We start from the raw sequence: 20,750 nt of genomic DNA, 5'->3' as shown, positions 1-20,750 counted from the left end.
GGCCAATTCCAACAAATTAAGGAAACCGTCGCCGCCGTTGCCGACGCCGGCAAATCGGCCTTCGTGGGCCGCGAACTGGCCAAGTCCGACCGTCCTGAACTGACCGCCGCGAAAATCATCGTGTCGGGCGGCCGTGGCATGGGTTCGGCCGAGAACTTCCATATCCTGGAGCCGCTGGCCGACAAGCTGGGCGCCGCCATGGGTGCTTCGCGCGCCGCCGTCGATGCCGGCTTTGTGCCGAACGACTGGCAAGTGGGGCAGACGGGCAAGATCGTCGCGCCATCGCTGTACATTGCCGTCGGTATCTCGGGCGCGATCCAGCATCTGGCCGGCATGAAAGACTCGAAAACCATCGTCGCCATCAACAAGGATCCGGAAGCGCCGATCTTTGCCGTGGCCGACTACGGCATCGTGGGCGATCTGTTCGAGATCGTGCCGCAACTGGTCAAAGAACTGGGTTAAGTCACACCCCTTCCGGTTTTGTTACTGACAAAGCCACGCCGGCCCGCCCCACACGGCGAGCCGCGCGTGGCTTTTTTCTTGGAGAAAAGAAGATGAGCTATCAAGCCCCGCTGAAAGACATGTTGTTCGTGATGAACGAACTGGCCGGCCTTGCCGAAATCCACACTTTACCGGGTTGCGAAGACGCCACGCCCGACACGGCTGAAGCCGTGCTGGAAGAGAACGCCAAGTTCTGCGGCGGCGTGGTGGCCCCCTTGAACGGCCCCAGCGACAAGGAGCCGAGCTTCTGGCACGACGGGCAAGTGACGACCTCGAAAGGCTTCAAGGAAGCGTTCAAGGCCTATGGCGAAGCGGGCTGGCAGGGCGTGCAGCATCCGACCGAGTTCGGCGGCCAGGGCTTGCCCAAGCTCCTGGCCACGCCGTGCATCGAAATGCTCAACTCGGCCAGCATCTCGTTCGCCCTCGTTGCCCTGCTGTCGGACGGCGCCATCGAAGCGCTGCTGACGGCCGGCAGTGACGAACAGAAAGCTGTCTACCTGGAAAACCTGGTCTCCGGCAAGTGGACGGGCACCATGAATCTGACAGAGCCGCAAGCGGGCTCCGACCTGGCCGCCGTGCGCACGCGCGCCGTGCCGCAGGACGATGGCACCTATAAAGTATTCGGCACGAAGATTTTCATCACGTACGGCGAGCACGACATGGCGGAAAACATCGTCCACCTGGTGCTGGCCCGCACGCCGGACGCGCCCGCTGGCGTGAAAGGCATTTCGCTGTTCATCGTGCCGAAGTTCCTCGTCAACGCGGACGGCAGCCTGGGCGCGCGCAACGACGCCCATTGCGTGTCGATCGAGCACAAGCTGGGCATCAAGGCCAGCCCGACGGCCGTGCTGCAATTCGGCGACCACGGTGGTGCCATCGGCACCCTCGTGGGCGAGGAAAACCGCGGCCTCGAGTACATGTTCATCATGATGAACGCGGCCCGCTTCGGCGTCGGCCTGCAAGGCATCGGCCTGGCCGAGCGCGCCTATCAGCAAGCCGTGGCGTTCGCCAAGGACCGCGTGCAGTCGCGCGACCTGGCCGGTTCGCCTGGCCCCGTCTCCATCATCCACCACCCGGACGTGCGCCGCATGCTGATGTCCATGCGTTCGCAAACGGAGGCGGCGCGCGCGCTGGCCTACGTGGGCGCGGCCATCAGCGACGTGGCGCACCACCATCCCGATGCGGATGTGCGCGCGGAAAGCCTGGCCACCTATGAATACCTGGTGCCTGTCATCAAGGGCTGGGCCACGGAAATGTCGCAGGACGTCACGCGCGACGGCGTGCAAGTGCATGGCGGCATGGGTTTCATCGAAGAAACGGGTGCCGCCCAGCATTACCGCGACGCCAAGATTCTCACCATCTACGAAGGTACGACGGCCATCCAGGCGAACGACCTCGTGGGCCGCAAGACCGTGCGCGACGGCGGCGCCGTGGCGAAAGCCATCATCGCCCAGGTGCGTGCCACGGAAGCCCAGCTGGGCGAGCTGACGGGCGCCGACTTCCAGGCCATGCAGCGTCACCTGGCCGAAGGCAGTGCCGCGCTGGAAGCCGTGGTCGAGTACGTGGTAGCGAACATGAAGACGGACATCAAGGCCGTGTTTGCGGGCAGCGTGCCGTATCTGAAGCTGGCCGGCATCGTGCTGGGCGGCTGGCAGATGGCGCGCGCGGCCGTGGTGGCGCAGCAAAAGCTGGGTGAGGGCAGCGGCGACGCCGCGTTCTACAAGGCAAAAATCGCCACGGCGCGCTTCTTTGCCGACCACATCCTGTCGCAAGCGCCAGGTTTGCGCGCCACCATCATCGACGGCAGCGCCAGCGTGATGGCCTTGTCGGAAGAGCAGTTTTAAGTTGAAACTTGGCTAGCGTAAGCTGACTGAATGCAAAAAAGCGCTGGAGATTGCTCTCCAGCGCTTTTTTTTAACCCCAAACGTAAGTGCCGGGGTCAGACCCGCCGGGTCTGACCCCAGATTTACTCTGCGATCTTAACGGCGAGCGATGCCGTTGCCGGAATTACGTACCAGATCGCCAGCAGCCAGTCCCGGATCCTGGTCAAACGCGAAGTCAGCCTTGGCGCCCGTTTCGTATTGCACGGTGACGGTCCACGTCTTGGCGTTCTTCATGTGGCCTTCGACTTGCTTGCCGGCATACGCGCCGCCAGCGGCGCCGGCCAGGGTGGCCAGATCCTTGCCGCGTCCGCCGCCGACCTGGCGGCCCAGCAGGGCGCCGGCCACGCCGCCGCCAATCATGCCCAGGGCGCCGCCTTCGCCGGCTTTTTCAGTGACGTTGACTGCCAGCACCTTGCCGCACTCGGCGCAGATCTGCTGGGCTGGCTTGCTGTTCTGGCCAGCGTACGAGTTGCCAGCCTTTTGCGCGGCCTTGGCGTTGATGATGGCCTGGTCGTATTCGCCCTTGGCGTCGCGCAGGCATTGCATGCGGGCTTTCGAGCTGGTTTCTTCTGCGCACAATTTCTTGTCGTCCGCGTAGCGGGTGCTGGCTTGCTTCGTGTCGTACGCGTATTGCGCCTTCGGCGACAGGTTTTGCGCGAAGGCGGAGGTGCTGAACAGGGCCGTGACGGCAACTGCGAGGATGAGTGGGCGACGAATCATGATCTTCTCCTAGGGGGTGTTAAATGAACCAGTAATGTCGGCATTGTGAATGCAGTATAGAGGAAAATCATGATTGCTTACCAACACTTACATGTGCGCGCGGCGCGCCTTGATGGCGGTGGTTGCCGCATGGAAATTAACCGTAGGCGCCGCCTGTGTACAGCAAGTCGAACAGGCGCGCCATGGTGGCGATCAGCACGCCCGCGCCTAGCATCAAGGTAGCGACCAGCACGACGGCCAGGGGCCAGCCCGTGTCCGACGCGCGGCCGGAGGCGGCGTTGTAGCGCGCATCCCATTTGTCGTCCGGCATCAGGCCCAGTACCAGCGCTTCCAGGAAGCCGCCCAGCGCGGACAAGGTCAGCGGCAATATCTGGTAAAACCAGTCCGCGTCGGGAAATAGCTGGCGCAGCAGCAGGGAGGCGGGCAGGGCGGCCAGGTGTAGCCAGCCCCAGCGGTCTTTGGCGCCGTGCAGGTAGAAGCGGTGAGCGCCCAGGCAGCCCAGCAAAAAGGCCAGCAGGCTGGTGAATGCCTTGTTCTTGTGCGACTGTTGCAAAATGGTAGCGGTGGTCATGGGACTCCAGAGTTGCTCATCGGTAAAGATTGTCAGTATCGGTCATTCCCTGCCGCAACGATAGCACTTTCGTGCCGTGTTCAGGCGATGCTGTCACCGCCTGGACGTGGCATCGGCGGCACGATAGACGCACGCGCCTATTGCGTCTTCGGCCATGACTGGTCATAATGTTTGATTAGCCCAAATTACACGCCCGTCATCATAACGCTTGCTGCCTGGCGGTAAAGCGCGCTATAATTTGCGGCTTTTTCCGCCTCAGCACACTTTTTGGAAATATTATGGTCGTTATTCGTTTAGCTCGTGGAGGCGCCAAGAAGCGCCCGTTCTTCAACATCGTCGCTACTGATTCGCGCAATCGCCGCGATGGTCGCTTCATTGAGCGTATCGGTTTTTACAACCCGATGGCGCAAGGTGGCGAAGTTCCACTGCGTATCACCGCAGACCGTCTGGCCTACTGGCAAGGCGTTGGCGCACAATTGTCGCCAACCGTTGCTCGCCTGGTAGCTAGCAACAACAAAGCAGCAGCTTAATTAGATCACTGGTTTGACGGTCAAGACTGCATCCGGGGTGAAAGTCCCCGATGACCTGGTACAGGTAGGCTATGTCTCCGGTGCCTATGGCATTGCTGGCGGAGTCAGGATCACTCCTTTCTCCGACGACGCGGATGCATTATTAAGCGTCAAAACCTGGTGGTTTGATAAACCGACCTTGCATGATGTTCAAGTCAGGCAAGCGAAGTTACACGGCGGCGACGTCGTGGCCCAGCTGGTGGGTGTGGTCGGGCGGGATGCCGCAGAAGCGCTGAAAGGCGTCTCTGTGCAAATTCCGCGTAGCCATTTCCCGACGCTGACGGCCGATGAATTTTATTGGTCCGATCTGATCGGACTGACAGTCGAGAATTTGCAAGGCGAGTGCCTCGGCACAGTGCACGACATGATGAGTAATGGTCCGCAGTCGATCTTGCGCGTTACGCCCGTCGCCACTGCTGATGAGACCGTTGAAAAGGCGCCTGAGCGCCTGATCCCGTTTGTTGGCCAGTTTGTCATTAACGTTGACAAGGCCGCCAGCAAGATCACGGTCGACTGGGGCCTCGATTATTAAACCGCCTGCGCTTAACAATACGCCGGGCAAACTTTGCAGGATGGTGAGCGATGCAATTTGATGTCGTGACCCTGTTCCCGGAAATGTTTGCCGCGCTGACGCAGTCGGGTGTGACCCGGCGCGCCTTCGAGCAGGGGAAATGTGGCTTGTCGCTGTGGAATCCCCGTGATTTCACGACCGACAATCACCGTACCGTGGATGACCGCCCTTATGGCGGCGGCCCCGGCATGGTGATGATGGCCCGTCCCCTTGAAGCGACAATCAATGCCGCGAAGCAGCGCCAGACCGCATTGGGACTGGCGGCGCCCCGCGTGGTGTTCATGTCGCCGCAAGGCCGTCCGTTGACGCACGAGCGCGTCACGCAGCTGAAAGCCGAACCTGGTTTGGTGATCCTGTGTGGCCGCTATGAAGCCGTGGACCAGCGTTTGCTGGACCGTTGCGTCGACGAGGAAATCAGCGTCGGCGACTTCGTCCTGTCGGGCGGTGAATTGCCTGCCATGGCGCTGATGGATGCGGTGATCCGTTTGTTGCCGGGTGTCTTGAACACCGAGGCATCGGCCATCGAGGACAGCTTCGTCAATGGCTTGCTCGATTCGCCGCACTACACGCGGCCGGAAACATATGAAGGCATGGCCGTGCCGCCCGTCTTGATGGGTGGTAATCATGCCGAGATCGTCAAGTGGCGCCGCCAGCGCATGCTGGAAGCGACCGCGACAAAGCGGCCTGACCTCTTGGTCAGTGCGCGCGCCGCCGGCTTGCTCAGCAAGACCGACGAAAAATTCTTGGCCAGCCTGTAAGCCGTCTCCGGACGGCGGGCAGGATGGCCAGTAGTGCCGGGCATGTTGCCCATATTGTGTTACCCATCCTCTACCGGGCGGATACTTGCTATCCACAGTGCGCCGGCATGATGGTTTTCGGAGTGTTAAAAATGGACTTGATTCAACAATTAGAGCAGGAAGAAATTGCTCGTCTGGGTAAAACCATTCCTGAATTCGCACCAGGCGATACCGTTATCGTCAGCGTCAACGTAGTCGAAGGTACGCGCAAGCGCGCCCAGGCTTACGAAGGCGTCGTTATCTCCCGTCGTAACCGTGGCCTGAACTCGAACTTCATCGTTCGCAAGATCTCGTCCGGCGAAGGCGTTGAGCGTACGTTCCAACTGTACTCGCCGCTGATCGCTTCGATCGAAGTGAAACGCCGTGGTGATGTTCGCCGCGCCAAGCTGTACTATCTGCGTGAGCGTTCGGGTAAATCGGCGCGTATCAAAGAAAAATTGCCAAATCGCCGCGTTGTGGCGAAAGCAAGCGCGTAATATCAGCGTCTGCGTTGGGAAAAGGGTGCCTCAGGGTGCCCTTTTTTTTATGGTGACACCTGGCCAAACCTGCTGCGCGTCGGTATAGGCAGCCTGCGATGCTCACCGTGCTAGAGCACGGTTGCGCGTCTCGGCTACCTCTTCCTTCCGCTCGCGACGGTTTTGCCAGGTGCTTTTAATCATGAGGGAGGGGCAATGGCCACCATCGCATTTGATCCCAAACAACTTGCCATCGATTCGATCGCCGGCGAGGCGGCGCTGGACGCCGTGCGCCTGACGCCGGACTGGCTGCGCCAGCGCCTGGCCGAACAGCCCGACTGGCAGCCCGAGATTACCCAGGATTTCCTTTCCGCCCGCGCCGTGCCCGTGCGCGCCGCCGTTCTCATTCCCCTGGTGCAACGCCCGCAAGGCTTGACCATCTTGCTGACCATGCGCACGGACCACCTGAGCAGCCATGCAGGGCAGGTCAGCTTTCCCGGCGGGCGCAGCGAAGCGTTCGATGCGTCGCCCATCGCCACGGCCCTGCGCGAAACGGAAGAAGAAGTGGGCCTGGCGCGCGAGCACATCGAAGTGCTGGGCTGTTTGCCCGATTACCTGACGGGTACCGGCTACCAAGTCACGCCCGTGGTGGGGCTGGTGACGCCGCCGTTCGAGCTGCGCGCCGACCCGTCGGAAGTGGCGGAAATCTTCGAAGTGCCGCTGGCTTTCCTCATGGATGGCCTCAACCATCAGCGCCTGTCGGTGGAGTTGCCGGGCGGACGGCGCTCGTTCTACGCCATGCCGTACGAGCGCTTCTACATCTGGGGCGCCACCGCCGGCATGCTGCGCAATCTGTTTCACCTCTTGCGCGCGTAAAATGGCGTCCCGCACGTAATAAGTTTGATTCCAGCACTGCACTGCGCTATCGTAGCGGGCATTGCGGTATTGCTGAAAAAGACAAAAAGGACGTTTGATGACATTTCTCTCCATACTTTGCGCATTGCTGATCGAGCAGCTCAAACCTTTGCGCGCGGACAATCCGATCTACGCCGAAATCAAGAGCCTGGCAATGCGCATGGAGACCTGGTTCAATGCCGGCCACGCCAACCACGGCCGCATGGGCTGGTTCCTCATGATCGGCGTGCTGATGGTGCCCACGGCAGGCATTTACTGGCTGCTGCAGCATTATCAGCTGACCCTGCTGGCCTTTGCCTGGAACGTCCTCATCGTCTACCTGACCCTGGGCTTCCGTCACTACAGCCATTACTTTACGTCCATCCAGCTGGCCTTGAGCGCCGGCGACGAGGCGACCGCGCGCACCTTGCTGGCCGAGTGGACCAAGCTCGACACGGTGGGCATGGAAGCGAGTGAAATCGCCCGCATCGCCGTGGAAAAAGCCCTGGTCACCACGCACCGCAACGTGTTTGGCGTGTTCTTCTGGTTCCTCATGCCGCTGGGCCCTGCCTGCGCCGTGATGTACCGCGTGGCCGAATACCTGGCGCGCGCCTGGAACGAACCCGAGCATATGCGCAATGAAGCATTCGGCCAGTTCGCCGCGCGCGCCTTTTATTGGATCGACTGGATCCCCGTACGCCTGACGGCCGTGGCGTTTGCCGTGGTCGGCAATTTCGAGGACGCCATCTACGCTTGGCGCAATTTCGCCCAGCGCTGGCAGGACGAGGCCATCGGCATCATCCTGACGGCCGGCGGCGGCGCCATGGGCGTACGCCTGGGCACGCCAGCGGAAACGGCGGCCCGCGTGCTCGTCACGCCGGACATGGCCGTCGATGACAGCGACAGCGAAAGCGATATCCTGCCAGGCGAAGAGCCGGGCGCGCGTGCCTTGCAGAGCACGGTGGGCCTCGTCTGGCGCGCCTTGCTGCTGTGGATGCTGCTGCTGTTGCTGATGTCGGGCGCCGTTTTCCTCGGCTGACGCGGGCGCACACGCGCCATCCATGCGCCTGGCGCGTGGAACAAGGTTAAAATAGGGGCTGGCGTGCGATGCGTGCCGGCCCCTGTTTGCATCGTCAGGGCAGATCGAGGTAGAACCCAAGTCTTCTATAAGATATAATACTGGCTTACCGCAGCAAACGTAGTTGAATTACCAGCCCGGCCTACCCGCCGGGGCCATTCACGCAATCCAGTCCCGACAAGCCACATGGCCGAGTTATCTCAAAAAACAGGGGAACTCTCAGACGAGTTCTTCATCCTTGGTCTCACCAGCAATGGCAAGCAATTCCGACCCAGCGATTGGGCCGAGCGCCTTTGTGGAGTGATGTCCTGTTTCAATCCCGAAGGCGGCGGGCGCAATGCGCACCTCCAGTATTCGCCCTACGTGCGCCCGACCGTCGTCAATGGCGTCAAGTCGGTGGTGGTCAACACCAAGCTGCGCGAGATCGAGCCGATGGCGTTTCACTTCGTGCGCGAATTTGCCAAGGATAACGACCTGCAAATCGTCGAAGCCTGCTTCCTGCCGCCCCCCGAAGAAAAGTAAGACCGTTTTCATTGATGTGCCTCAAACCCGCCACGGCGGGCTGGCGTAGCGTGGACACTCTGCCTCAAACGGAGTGGCGACATGCGTATCGGCGACATCTGTACCCTGCACACCATTCATTGCCAGCGTGACACCAGCGTGCAGGACGCGGCGCTGCTGATGCGCCAGCACCATGTGGGCGACCTGATCGTGGCCGAACAGCCAAACGGCGAACGCGTGCCCATCGGCATCCTCACCGACCGCGACATCGTCATTTCCGTCATCGCCCTGGGCCTCGACCCTGCGAGCCTGCTGGTGGGCGACATCATGAGCGCACAGCTGCTCACGGCCAGCGAAGACGAAGACGTCTACGACATCATCGAACGCATGCGCATCAACGGCATCCGCCGCCTGCCTGTGGTCAACAGCCTGGGCGCGCTCTCGGGCGTCGTCAGCATCGACGACCTGCTGGCCTTCCTGGCCGAAGAGATGGCCGAGCTGGCGCGCATCAGCAGCGGCCAGCTCGTACATGAAAAGCGCACCAGAAAGTAAGCCTGCATTGCGCAATTCCGGTCAAGTCACGCCTGCCTGAAAATGCTACAGTCGCTGCTCGTTCAACGGGAAGCGTTCATGCATTATCTGGCCAAGGCACTCTGGTATATCGAATCGCATTATGCGCAGAATCTCTCGCTCGGTGACATCGCCCGCGTGGGCGGCGCCTCGCCGTACCACCTGACGCGTGCGTTTGGCCTGGCCACGGGCCACTCCGTGATGCGTTATGTGCGGGCGCGCCGGCTCAGCGAGGCGGCGCACGCGCTGGCCCAAGGCGCGCAAGACATCCTTTCGGTCGCCCTGGAAGCAGGCTACAGTTCCCATGAAGCATTTACGCGGGCCTTTCGCGACCAGTTCCATGTCACGCCGGAAAAGGTGCGGGCCCAGCGCCACGTCGCCAACCTCGCGCTGGTGGGCGCCATCAAAATGGATGTGGCGCCAGGCGTTCCCCTGGAAGCGCCCCGTTTCGAGCAAGGACCGGCCTTGCTGGTGGCGGGTCTGGTCGAACGCTATCGCGCAGAAACGGCTGCCGGCATCCCCGCCCTGTGGCAGCGCTTCCTGCCCCATGTGGCGCCCGGCCAGCTGGTGTATGGCGTGTGCTGCAACAATGACGACGCGGGCAATTTCGATTACCTGTGCGCCATGCCGGTCAGTGACTTTTCCCAGGCGCCTGAGAACTGGACGCGGCTGCGCATCGCCCCGCAGCGCTATGCCGTGTTTCATCACCGCGGGCATATTTCCACCATTCGCGCCACCTGGCGCACGGTGTGGAACGAGTGGCTGCCCCAGTCGGGGCTGGAAGTGGCCGACGCGCCCGACTTCGAACGCTACGACCGGCATTTCGATCCCGCCAGCGGTGTTGGTGGCGTGGAAATCTGGCTCCCCTTGAAAGCATGAGCATGTTCAATACCTTGTCTGCACCAGCCCTGTTCGCCGGTGGCGCCGCACTGCGCCAGCGCCTGTTGCAAATTGCCGCCGCGCTGGCGGCGGGTCTGCCTTTGTATTGGGTGCTGGGGCCGCAGCCGCTGGGCCCGCTGGCCTGGTGCGCGCCGCTGCCGGTTCTGTGGCTGGCTCTGCGCTCGTCGCGCCGCGATGCGGCCTGGATGACGTTGCTGGCCGCCATGCTGGGCTTGTCAGCCAACGTTGCCTATTTCCGCCTGCTGATGCCCTTGCCGGCCGTGCTGGCCGCGATCGCCGTCAAGGCGCTGCTGTGGCTGCTGGTGGTGCTGGCCACGCGGCGCCTCGTGCTGCGCTATCGGGCAAGCTGGACGGTGCTGGCGTATCCCGTGCTGTGGGTGGCCATCGATACGGCGATGGCGGCCTTGCTGCCGGACGGTAACTGGGGCAGCCTCGCGTATTCGCAAGCGGATAACCTTGCCGTGCTGCAGGTGGCGGCCTTGGCGGGCGTGCCCGGCCTGCTGTTTTTGCTGTGCCTGGCGCCCTCCGCGCTGGCCTTGTTGCTGGCCGGTGGCCGTGCGTATGCGCCAGCGGCGGGTGCGGCCGTATTGCTGCTGGCGGCCGCGTTCGCCGGTGGCGCCTGGCGCGTGCACGGTGCCCCGGCATCAGGCGGGCAACTGGCGGGGCTGGTGGCCATCGATGACTTTATCGGTCCGGCCACGCCGCCGGCGCGTGCGCAAGCCATCTGGGAGCAGTATGCGCGCCACGTCGAACAGTTGGCCGGGCAGGGGGCCAGGCTGGTGCTGTTGCCGGAAAAGATAGCCGTACTGGCGCCCGCGCAGGCGGACGAGGTGCGGCAACGTTTCCAGGCGCTGGCGCGCAGCACGGGTGCGTGGATTACCGTGGGGCTCGGTGTGCAGGACGCTGCCGGCCGGCGTAACCTGGCCTGGCTGTTCGCGCCCGATGGCGCCGCGCCCGTCAGCTATCAAAAACATCATCTGGCGCCGCCCGAGCGCGAGTTTCTTGCTGGCAGCGCGTTTGCCGTGCAGCCCGTGGCGGGCCAGGCCATGGGCCTGGCCATCTGCAAGGACATGCATTTCGCGCCCCTGGGGCACGCGTATGGCGCGGCCGGGGCGCAAACGATGCTGGTGCCGGCCTGGGACTTCCAGCTCGACGCCTGGATGGGGGCGCGCATGACGGTCGTGCGCGGCGTGGAAAACGGTTATGCGGTGCTGCGCGCGGCACGCGAGGGCGTGCTGACGGTCAGCGATGCGTATGGCCGAGTGCTGGCGGAGCGCGCCAGCAGCGCCATGCCGGGCAGCACCTTGCTGGCGCCGCTGCCGGCGCACCCGCCCATCGCCACCTGGGCTCGATGGCTGGGGCCGCTGTTCGGCTGGCTGTGCGTGGCGCTGGGTGCGATGTTGCTGTGCGTGGGCCGCCGCGCCGCGTCCGCCGTCTGACGGTTAACGCCACGTTTTGCTGCAATGCGCAAAACCGCATTGCGCAGCCTTCTTTTATATTCCGCGCAGGCTGCTACATAATCGCCGCCGATGATTGCACCATTGCCGTGCATATTGAAATGCGATGCCGGCATATATATTGCACCGCAATAAGTGGTGTTATCTGGTATTGCTGAAATGGCGAGGTTGGTATTAATTGGTACTTAATTCAGCCACGAAGTCATACATATCGCCGCGGAAGTAGGAGCGGCAAAATTCCACGGCGCGGCCATCGCGCAAAAAGCCCAGCCTTTCCACCGACAAGCCCGCGTCGCCTTCCTCCGCCTGCAGCAGGCTGGCCTGCTCCCCCGTCAATAAAAGCGCGCTCAGCCGCTGCAAGGCGCGCACGGGCCGGTTGCCCGCCTGTTCCAGCGCGTCGTACATCGATACGTCGACGGCGTCGAGCGCCGGCAGGCAACTGGCGACGATGGTCGCGTATTCGAGGCACATCGGCACCTCGTCCGCATAGCGGATGCGGTGGAAGCGGTATACGGGCGCGCCCGGCGACAGCCGCAGGCGCAAGGCCTCTTCCGGCGTCACGGTGCCCTCTGCGCGCTTGAGCCACACGCTGCGCGGCGTGCGTCCGCGCGCGCGCATGTCTTCGGAAAACGAGGTCAGCTTGGCGAAGTTCTTCTCGATGCGCGTATTGATGAAATTGCCCGAGCCGGGACGGCGCACCAGCAAGCCCTCGTTGACGAGGCCATCGATGGCCTTGCGCACGGTGATGCGCGAAACGGCCAGGTCGCTGGCCAGCTGGCGCTCGGCCGGCAGGGCTTCGTCGGGGCCGAGGATGCGCTTGTCGATCGCTTCGCGCAGCGCGCGCTGCAGTTGCTGATACAGGGGCAGGCTACTCGTCTGCCCCAGGCCTTGCATGATGTGAGCCAGGGTTGTCATACGCTGAGGGTCTCCGTTACGGCGCGTTGCAGACGCGCTCTGTATCTGTTTTGTGTCGCTGGATAATACCAAAAAAGACCGTTGTAAAACCAATTTCAATTATCAGGCCGGCAATTTATGCGTGGCTCCGCTGGTATTTAACCCACCCATACGGGCTACAAATTGATTTCGGTGAAGTGGTCTGTGTGATTCAAACAACGTTATAAAAAAAAAGTTGCAACTGGTAGTGTTCTGGTATTGGATAGTAGTATATTGGCGTTGAATTGGTTTTGTAAGTGGTTGTGCCGAAGGGTCTGCAGCATGCCGCGAGAGTAGGCGGGCTGGAAAGAAGACCTACGTTAAAAATGAAAAGGTCCCAATCCTGGGGCCTAAATCAAGGGGGAGTACATGAAACGCAATTTGACACCTGCAGCTGCCGTCGTGAAATCCGGCTCGCGTAGCCGTACGCCGATCGCTGCGGCCGTTGCCGTGATGGTCGCCGGTCTGTCCTTTTCGGCGCAGGCGCAGGAAGCGCCCGCCGAAGACGTGGCCACCGTTGTGACGGTGACCGGCGTGCGTGCCTCGCTGGAAAAATCGCTGAAGCAAAAACGTAATGCGGATTCCGTGGTGGAAGTGGTCACCGCTGAAGATATCGGCAAGATGCCAGACCGTAACGTGGCTGACGCGATCCAGCGCCTGCCAGGTGTGAATACCCAATCGTCCGCCGGTGGCGAAGGCGGCTTCGGCGAAAACGACCGCGTCAGCCTGCGCGGCACCAGCCCCAGCTTCCAGCAAACCTTGTTCAACGGCCACGCCATCAGCACGGGCGACTGGTTTGTGCTGAACCAGTTCGGCGGCAACGTCGGCCGCAGCAGCAGCTTTTCCTTGCTGCCTTCGGAACTGGTGAGCTCGGTTGTCGTGCACAAGAGCGCCACCGCCGACCTGCCTGAAGGCGGCGTATCGGGCGTGATCGACGTGATCACCCGCCGTCCGCTGGAATTCAAGAACCGGATCACGGCGGAAGGTTCGATCCAGGCTTTCCACAATGACCTGGCCGGCAAGACCGACCCGCAGTTCTCCGGCCTGGTGAACTGGAAGAATGACACGAATACCTTGGGCATCATGGTGCAAGGTTTTTCGCAAAAATCGACCGTGCGCCGCGACGGCCAGGAAATCCTCGGCTACACGCCGATCGCCGCAGGCAGCAACGCGGCCAAGGCCCATCCTGAACTGGCCGGCGTGAAAGTGCCGACCTTTATCGGCGCCAGCCTGTTCGAGCAAAAGAAAACCCGCGAAGGCGGCGCATTCGACATCGAATTCAAGCCCAGCAAGGACTTGACCTTGGATGTGAACGGTTTCTACTCGCAATTGAAGGCACCGCATCAAAACACCAACTGGCTGGCTGCGCCTGCCAACTCGATCAATAGCACGGACGATAAAGGCGTGTCGACCGGCCAGGTGCCGACCAATTACACGGTCAAGAATGGCACGCTGACGGGCGCCACCTTCGCCAGGAACTCGGGCGAAGTCGATAATATCTACCGCCCTGACGCTGGCGGCGAATCGTACTATCTCGATTTCAACTTCAAGTACCGTGCCACCAAGGACCTGACACTGACCGGTAAACTGGGCAAGACCCACGGCGTCGGCTATGACCGCGACGATGTCTACTACCAGAACAACGTCGATGGCGGCATGGTGTATCAATTGAATGGCTTGAGCCCTGCCAGTGTCTCCTATCCTGGCGGTACCACCAACAAGCCAGGTTCGACGGCCTGGGCCGGCGGCGGCGAATCGCGTTCCGTCGATCAGGAAAAATATGCCCAGATCGATGCGGAGCTGCGCCTGTCTTCCGGCATTTGGGATTCGGTCAAGTTCGGTGGCCGTCTGACCGATCACAAGCGCGATGCCGAGCATCCGTTTGAAACCCGTCCGGGCGCCCTGGGCTTCTCGAATCCAGGTCCAGCGTGGAATGGCTCGATGTACCCGAGCGACTTCGCCAACAACCTGGGCGGCAACCTGTCGAGCAACTACTTCAAGTACGACGGCTCGGCACTGGGCGCGTGGGGTGCCGCACCTGGCAACCGCCTGTTCGACTACGTGCGTCGTCATAACTGGACCGACGAATTCAAGCTGAAGGAAAAAACCTCGGCTGTCTACGCCATGGCCAACTTGACGGGCGACAACTGGAGCGGTAACTTCGGCCTGCGCGCCGTCCACACCAAGCAGTCGACCCTGGTGAACCAGGCTGGTGGCCCGATCACCGGTTCCGACTGGGGCCCATACTCGCAGCATCTGTATGAGCGCACTTACAACGACTACCTGCCGAGCGCCAACATCAAGTTCGATGTGCGCAACGATCTGGTCGTGCGCGCCGCCGTGGCCCGCACCATCGCCCGTCCCGACTACAGCGCGCTGGGCGGTTCGGTATCGCTGAACGACGATGCCTTGAGTGGCAGCGGCGGCAACGTCAACCTGAACCCGGTCAAGTCGGACAACGCCGAAGTCAGCGCCGAATGGTATTTCGCACCGAGGTCGGCTTTCTCGGTGGGCCTGTTCTACATGGACCTGAAATCGGTCGTGTCGAATGGTACCGTCAACGCCACGTACTTCAACAGCAAGCGCAATGCCAATGCCGTGTACCAGATCACGTCGCCATTCAATACCAGCGGCAAGAACAAGGGCGCGGAATTCAGCTACCAGCAACCGCTGTTCGGCGACTTCGGCATCCTGGCCAACTACACCTATGCCGACGGCAAGCTGGACAATGGTGATGAACTGGTCAATGCATCGCGCAGCACGTACAACCTGACGGCCTTCTATGAAGCCAACGCCCTCAGCGCACGCCTGGCCTACAACTACCGTTCCTCTTACAAGGCGGGCGTGGACCGTGGCGCCAGCCAGCACGTTGCCGGCGCGGGCGGCCTGGCCGGTTCGCTCAACTACAAGATCAACGAACACTTCACGATCACGTTCGATGCGCTTAACTTGACGAACACGACCATCAAGATGTACGCGGAAAACAAGGATCAGCCACGCGCTTTCTATAGCAACGGCCGCACCTTCTACCTGGGCCTGCGCGCCAAGCTGTAAGCAAGTCGATCCGGCCTGATACGATCGTGTCAGGCCTGGTCTTCCTCGGTCTTTTCAAGGCAAGTTCCTGTTTCGGGAGCTTGCCTTTTTTTTCGACGCCCACTGACAAGGCACCTGCCGTCTGTACTCATATAAAACCGTTCCGCTACCGTGGCGGACATCTATAACGAGGAGTCTATGAACAGTCGTTTGCAACCCGTATTGCACCCCATCGCCGCCGCTGCCGCCTTGCTGTCCATGAGCATGGCGGCCCAGGCGCAGCAGGCCCCGTCCGCCGCTCCGGCCATGCAGGAAGTCGTCGTCACCGGCATCCGCGCTTCGCTGGAGCAGTCGCTGAGCCAGAAGCGCAACAGCGATTCCGTGATCGATGTCGTCAGCGCGGAAGACATCGGCAAGTTGCCCGACAAGAACGTGGCCGACGCCGTGCAGCGCGTGCCGGGCGTAAATATTTCCTCGTCGGCTGGCGGCGAGGGCGGCTTCTCGGAAAATGACCGAGTCAGCATCCGGGGTACCAGCCCCAGCCTGACGCAAACCCTGATCAACGGCCATGCCGTGGGCACGGGCGACTGGTTCGTCACGGACCAGGTGGGCACGGTAGGGCGCAGCGTCAGCTTTGCCTTGCTGCCGTCGGAAATCGTCAGCCGGGTCACCGTGCAAAAGAGCGCGCAGGCGGACCTGGTGGAAGGCGGCGTGGCCGGCTCCATCAATATCGAGACGCGCAAGCCGCTCAGTTTCAAGCAGCCATTTACTGCCGAGCTGGCCTTGCAGGCGATCTATGCGGACTTGCCGGGCAAGACGGATCCGCAAATGAATGCCCTGTTCAACTGGAAGAACGAAGCGAAGACCATGGGCGTGCTGTTCCAGGTGTTTTCCGAAAAACGCCACGAGCGCCGCGACGGCCAGGAATTCTTCGGCTATGGCGCCATCGACGCCAACAGCCCGGCCGCCCAAAAGTACCCGCAACTGGCCGGCGTGCTGGCACCGCTGGGCATCAACTCGGCCCTGTTCGAACAGGTGCGCAAGCGCCAGGGCGGCAGTATCGACCTGCAACTCAAGCCGACTTCCGATTTGATGCTGGACGTCAACGGCTTCTATTCCAAGCTGGACGCGGCCAACTACAACCGCAGTTTTTACAACCAGCCAGGCGCCAACCTGAATGCCGTCGACAATGACGGCAAGCACGTGGGCGTGATTCCCCGCACGTTTACGGTCAAGAACAATACCTTGGTGGCAGCCGATTTTCCCGCGTCGCAATTTCCTTTGGCTAACGCTACCACGCCCTATAACGGCCAGCTGTATCCGGCCCTGGTTGACCAGATCTACCGTCCCGGTTCGAACTCGTCGACGGCCTACATCGACTTCAACGGCAGCTACCGCGCCAGCGAGCGCCTGCGCATCACGGGCAGCCTCGGCTACACGCGCGGCATTGGCGAGACGCCCGTCGACCTTGGCTATGAGGCGGGCTTGACGGGCGTGGGCGTGTCGTACCAGCTGAACGGCCTGTCGCCGGCCAGGCTGAATTTCCCGGGTCTCGACATTTCCAAATTCTCCAACGCGGTCACGGCATCGGCCTGGGGTTCGCATGTGGAAACCCTGGACACGGAAAAATATGGCCAGGCCGATGGCGAGCTGAGCATGGATTATGGCGTGCTGGAGTCGCTGAAATTCGGCGCGCGCTACGCGGAACACCACCGCAATGTGTCCTGGCCGGAAAACCGCAGCTGCGCCGTGTGCGATGGCACGACGAATGCACCCTTGCCGAAGTGGAGTGGCGGCACCTATTCCGGCGATTACGGCAAGGGCCTGGGCGGCAGCGCGCAGGGCCGCTACTGGCAGCTCGACCCGGCCGACCTGGTGGCGTGGGCCAACAAGTACGACAATTCCGGCGGGCCGAATTCGCGCAACTGGCCGGCCGAGCTGGACGTGAAGGAAAAGGATAGCGCGGCCTACATCATGGCCAACCTGGCAGGCAACAAGTGGCGCGGCAATGTGGGTGTGCGTGTCGTGCGCACACAGCAGACAACGGTGACGAACGTGCCTGGCGGCGAAAATCCGATCGGGCAGAAAAACATCTTCGGCACCTATACGCCCACCGTCGTCAAGCACAGCTACACGGATGTGCTGCCGAGCGCGAATATCAAGTTTGACTTGAGCAAGGACCTGGTGGCCCGCGCGGCTGTGGCGAAAACCATGGCGCGCGCCGACTACAGCGCACTGGTGGGCGCCGTCAACCTGAACGACCAGTTGCTGACGGGCACGGGCGGCAATCCGGATTTGAAACCGATACGCTCGACCAACTACGACGCCACCCTGGAATGGTATTTCGCGCCAAAGGCCATGCTGTCGGTGGGCGCCTTCTATATGGACATGAAATCGTACGTGACGTTTGGTACGGCGCCCGTGAGCTACTACAATAATACCTTCAAGAAATTCAACACCTATGTGATCCAGTCGCCGACGAATATCGGCGCCAAGAACAAGGGCGTGGAACTCAGTTACCAGCAGGGTTTGTGGGGCGGTTTCGGCGTGGTGGGCAATTACACCTATACGAATGGCAAGGCGGACGATGGGGCCGCCGTCGTGGGCAGCTCGCGCGGCACCTACAACCTCGAAGGCTATTACGAGGATGAGCGCCTGAGCGCGCGCCTGGCCTACACCTACCGCTCCAGCTTTCTGGCCGGCCTGTTCAGCAGCTCTCCCCAGTATGTGCATGGCGTGGGCAACCTGGCCGCGTCGATCAACTACAAGATCGACGAGCGCTACTCGTTAACGTTCGACGTGCTGAACCTGAATAATCCGGTACTCAAGTATTACGGCGCCAACCAGGACCAGCCGACGGCCCTTTACTCGAATGGCCGTCAATTTTATTTTGGTTTGCGCGCCAAGTTATAGGTTTTTTTTACCGGCTTTCCGCCACAAGCGGGGAGTCGGCTTTTTTCTTTTGGAACTGTTTGACCATGACTATTGTTTCCCAACGCTACCTCGCCCTCGACGTTCTGCGCGGCCTGACCGTCGCCCTAATGATCGTCGTCAATACCCCTGGCGACTGGGGCAGCGTGTATGCGCCGTTCCTGCATGCCGAATGGCATGGCTTTACCCTCACGGACCTCGTCTTTCCCAGTTTTCTGTTTGTCGTCGGCAATGCGCTGGCCTTTGCGCTGAATAAATATGAAAACCTCGGCCATGGCGCCGTGCTGGCCAAGCTGTGCAAGCGCAGTGCGCTGATCTTTTTGCTGGGCTTTTTGTTGTACTGGTTTCCATTCTTCAAGATCGACGATGCGGGCCAGTTCGCCTGGTCGCCGCTGTCGCACACGCGCATTCCCGGCGTGCTGCAGCGCATCGCCGTGTGCTACCTGGCCGCCGCCCTGGTCCTCCATTACTGGAAGACGCGGGGCGCGCTCGTCTTCAGCGCCTGCGCCTTGCTCGGCTACTGGGCCATCCTCGCGACGTGGGGCGACTACAGCTTGCACGGCAACGCGCCGGCCAAGCTCGACCTGATCTTGCTGGGCGACAGCCATCTGTACCACGGCGAAGGCATCGCCTTCGATCCGGAAGGCATCCTCGGCACCTTGCCATCGATTGTCAATGTGATTGCCGGCTACCTGGCGGGCAGTTTCCTGCGCCGGACGGCGCCGGCGCAGCTGCGTGCGGCGCTGTATCGGCTGGTGGTGGCCGGCGTCGTCTGCGTGGCCGTGGCCCTGTGCTGGAATGAGGTGTTCCCGATCAACAAGAAGCTGTGGACCAGCTCTTACGTGATGCTCGGTATCGGCCTGGACTTGCTGCTGCTGGCGCTGCTGATGTTCGTCATCGACGTGCGCAAGATCACGGGCTGGACCTACTTTTTTGAAGTCTTCGGCAAGAACACGCTGTTCATCTACCTCGTGTCGGAAGTGCTGGTGATCATCGCGTTTACCGTGCGCACCGGTGGCGGCAACCTGTACCAGTGGCTGTATCAGCACTGGTTTACGGGCTGGGCGCCGGCGCGCGTGGGGTCCTTGCTGTTTGCCGTCAGCTTCATGCTGCTGTGCTGGCTGATCGCCTATTTCATGGACAAGCGCAAGATCTACATCAAGGTCTAGAATTTCAATTTCAGGCCGTAGCGCGTGGCCATGGCCGTCAACAGCAGCATCAGGGCGGTGACGGCGGCCGCATTCCACAGGCCGGCCGCGCCGCCCGTTGCCAGATACGGCCACCAGACGGGCGGCAAGTGCAGCACGGCCGCCAGTTGCTGCCACAGGTCGGGCACGATGTAGGCGAACAGGGCATTGGTGCCGGCGGGCAAGAGTACCACGGCCCAGGCGCGCCAGCGCCACACGTCGATGACGACATAAAACACGAGGAACAGGGCCAGGATGAGGGCACTGCACACGAGTGTGTAGGATTCCGTCGCCGCGATCTTGTTGATGTGGTGATACGGCCGCAGCAGCATGCCGGCGGCGAACAGGCCCAGCGCGAACCACGCCATGAAACGGATGCGCTGCCCATGGCTCAAGGCGGCGCCGCGCAGGAACAGCTGGCCCACCAGGGTGCCGGCCAGTACGTTGGCCGCCGTCGAACCGAGCACTTGCGGCACGTTGACGAAGGCGTTGATGCCTGCCGGCAGGAAATCGAGGCTGCCCGCCGTGCCGCCCATGTACAGCACGAGCAGCAGGGAAAATACGCCCATCAGCGCCGTGCCGCTACCCCGGCACGCCAGGTACAGCAGGCTGCACAGCAAATAGGACCAGCCTATCATGCCGAGGATGCCCCACCACGACGGTTGCAGCCAGGTGCTGGAAAATTCCGCGTTCAGTTCGCCGCGAAACGTCGCCAGCAGGAACAGCATCAGCACGCCGCCGGCGGCCAGCTGCAGCTTGCCCGCGCCCTGGCGCCACAGCAGTATCATGGCCACGTAAAACAGCAGGAAATATATGGCGTGCGGCAGCGGCGCCGCCTGCGCATCATAGCGGTAGGCGTTCGCCAGCACGACGCCGGCCAGCATCAGGCTGGCGGAACGCCACAGCAGGCGTCCCAGCAAGGCTGGCGTGACGTGGCCGCAATGGCGCTGCAAGGCCAGCGGTATGGCCATGCCGACCATGAATAGAAAACCGGGAAAGACCAGGTCGGGTAGTGTGATGCCGTCGGCGCGGGGACCCGCATGTTCGAGCCACCAGGTAATACCGGGCATGCCGGCCAGGTAGTTGACCCAGATCATGATGACGATCACGCAGCCGCGGAAGGCGTCCAGGCTGGTCAATCGTTCGGCGGTGGCTGGCGGCATGGAAGGAGGGCAAAGGTCGAAAAAAAAGCAGCCCCG

General features: G+C 61.8%; 19 protein-coding genes. 15 read left to right on the top strand and 4 right to left on the bottom strand.

Annotation, left to right across the window (positions count from 1 at the left end; genetic code table 11):
• Together JAB6_RS16775 and JAB6_RS16770 are read left to right on the top strand one after the other, a co-directional pair.
• Positions 1-462: electron transfer flavoprotein subunit alpha/FixB family protein (locus JAB6_RS16775; protein WP_217494636.1), on the top strand; the 462-nt coding region annotated here is incomplete at its 5' end.
• Between the two features lie 92 nt (positions 463-554).
• Positions 555-2,345, top strand: coding sequence for an acyl-CoA dehydrogenase (locus JAB6_RS16770; protein WP_070303696.1), 1,791 nt, complete (start codon positions 555-557; stop codon positions 2,343-2,345).
• Between the two features lie 135 nt (positions 2,346-2,480).
• Here JAB6_RS16770 and JAB6_RS16765 read toward each other — a convergent pair whose 3' ends face one another.
• Both JAB6_RS16765 and JAB6_RS16760 read right to left on the bottom strand, forming a co-directional pair.
• Positions 2,481-3,104 carry a glycine zipper 2TM domain-containing protein gene (locus tag JAB6_RS16765; RefSeq protein WP_070303695.1) on the bottom strand — a complete coding sequence of 208 codons (624 nt, stop codon included), beginning with the start codon at positions 3,102-3,104 and terminating at the stop codon, positions 2,481-2,483.
• 136 nt (positions 3,105-3,240) lie between these two features.
• On the bottom strand, positions 3,241-3,675 hold the full coding sequence (locus tag JAB6_RS16760; RefSeq protein WP_070303694.1) for an NINE protein: 435 nt from the start codon (positions 3,673-3,675) through the stop codon (positions 3,241-3,243).
• 278 nt (positions 3,676-3,953) lie between these two features.
• On the opposite strand from JAB6_RS16760, the gene rpsP reads away from it, so the two are divergent.
• From rpsP to JAB6_RS16715, 10 genes are all read left to right on the top strand, one after another.
• Positions 3,954-4,205: a 30S ribosomal protein S16 gene (gene rpsP / locus JAB6_RS28515; protein ID WP_010395524.1), complete on the top strand. Its 252-nt coding sequence runs from the start codon at positions 3,954-3,956 to the stop codon at positions 4,203-4,205.
• 13 nt (positions 4,206-4,218) lie between these two features.
• Positions 4,219-4,776, top strand: a complete 558-nt coding sequence (gene rimM / locus JAB6_RS16755) for a ribosome maturation factor RimM (protein ID WP_034759867.1) — start codon at positions 4,219-4,221, stop codon at positions 4,774-4,776.
• Between the two features lie 50 nt (positions 4,777-4,826).
• Positions 4,827-5,573, top strand: a complete 747-nt coding sequence (trmD, locus tag JAB6_RS16750; protein WP_034759865.1) for a tRNA (guanosine(37)-N1)-methyltransferase TrmD — start codon at positions 4,827-4,829, stop codon at positions 5,571-5,573.
• A 131-nt stretch (positions 5,574-5,704) separates the two neighbouring features.
• Entirely contained in the window at positions 5,705-6,088 is a 384-nt protein-coding gene (gene rplS, locus JAB6_RS16745; RefSeq protein ID WP_010395528.1) for a 50S ribosomal protein L19, read from the top strand.
• 195 nt (positions 6,089-6,283) lie between these two features.
• A complete protein-coding gene (locus JAB6_RS16740) occupies positions 6,284-6,943 on the top strand; it encodes a CoA pyrophosphatase (protein WP_034759862.1) in 660 nt (219 codons plus the stop codon).
• A 97-nt stretch (positions 6,944-7,040) separates the two neighbouring features.
• On the top strand, positions 7,041-8,000 hold the full coding sequence (locus tag JAB6_RS16735; RefSeq protein ID WP_034759859.1) for a CobD/CbiB family protein: 960 nt from the start codon (positions 7,041-7,043) through the stop codon (positions 7,998-8,000).
• Between the two features lie 225 nt (positions 8,001-8,225).
• The gene (locus JAB6_RS16730) at positions 8,226-8,561 is read left to right on the top strand and encodes a DUF3579 domain-containing protein (RefSeq protein WP_029496213.1); all 336 of its coding nucleotides are present in this window, start codon (positions 8,226-8,228) and stop codon (positions 8,559-8,561) included.
• 81 nt (positions 8,562-8,642) lie between these two features.
• On the top strand, positions 8,643-9,092 hold the full coding sequence (locus JAB6_RS16725) for a CBS domain-containing protein (protein WP_070303693.1): 450 nt from the start codon (positions 8,643-8,645) through the stop codon (positions 9,090-9,092).
• Between the two features lie 78 nt (positions 9,093-9,170).
• A complete protein-coding gene (locus JAB6_RS16720) occupies positions 9,171-9,989 on the top strand; it encodes an AraC family transcriptional regulator (RefSeq protein WP_070303692.1) in 819 nt (272 codons plus the stop codon).
• Positions 9,986-11,449, top strand: coding sequence for a nitrilase-related carbon-nitrogen hydrolase (locus tag JAB6_RS16715; RefSeq protein ID WP_139143412.1), 1,464 nt, complete (start codon positions 9,986-9,988; stop codon positions 11,447-11,449). Before JAB6_RS16720 ends, JAB6_RS16715 begins: the two co-directional genes overlap by 4 nt.
• Before the next feature lie 192 nt (positions 11,450-11,641).
• Here JAB6_RS16715 and JAB6_RS16710 read toward each other — a convergent pair whose 3' ends face one another.
• Entirely contained in the window at positions 11,642-12,382 is a 741-nt protein-coding gene (locus JAB6_RS16710; protein WP_034759852.1) for a GntR family transcriptional regulator, read from the bottom strand.
• 387 nt (positions 12,383-12,769) lie between these two features.
• Here JAB6_RS16710 and JAB6_RS16705 point away from each other — a divergent pair, with 387 nt between their 5' ends.
• From JAB6_RS16705 to JAB6_RS16695, 3 genes are all read left to right on the top strand, one after another.
• Positions 12,770-15,454, top strand: a complete 2,685-nt coding sequence (locus JAB6_RS16705; RefSeq protein ID WP_070303691.1) for a TonB-dependent receptor — start codon at positions 12,770-12,772, stop codon at positions 15,452-15,454.
• Positions 15,455-15,631: 177 nt separating this feature from the next.
• Positions 15,632-18,346, top strand: coding sequence for a TonB-dependent receptor (locus JAB6_RS16700; protein ID WP_070303690.1), 2,715 nt, complete (start codon positions 15,632-15,634; stop codon positions 18,344-18,346).
• Positions 18,347-18,411: 65 nt separating this feature from the next.
• Entirely contained in the window at positions 18,412-19,533 is a 1,122-nt protein-coding gene (locus JAB6_RS16695; protein WP_070303689.1) for an acyltransferase family protein, read from the top strand.
• Here JAB6_RS16695 and JAB6_RS16690 read toward each other — a convergent pair.
• Positions 19,530-20,714: a DUF5009 domain-containing protein gene (locus JAB6_RS16690; RefSeq protein ID WP_070303688.1), complete on the bottom strand. Its 1,185-nt coding sequence runs from the start codon at positions 20,712-20,714 to the stop codon at positions 19,530-19,532. The two genes, JAB6_RS16695 and JAB6_RS16690, sit on opposite strands and share 4 nt — an antisense overlap.
• Between the last annotated feature and the right edge of the window lie 36 nt (positions 20,715-20,750).

This window comes from Janthinobacterium sp. HH104 (assembly GCF_001758715.1).
GTDB classification, from domain to species: domain Bacteria; phylum Pseudomonadota; class Gammaproteobacteria; order Burkholderiales; family Burkholderiaceae_D; genus Janthinobacterium; species Janthinobacterium aestuarii.
This window is presented reverse-complemented; position numbering and strand designations above follow the sequence as displayed.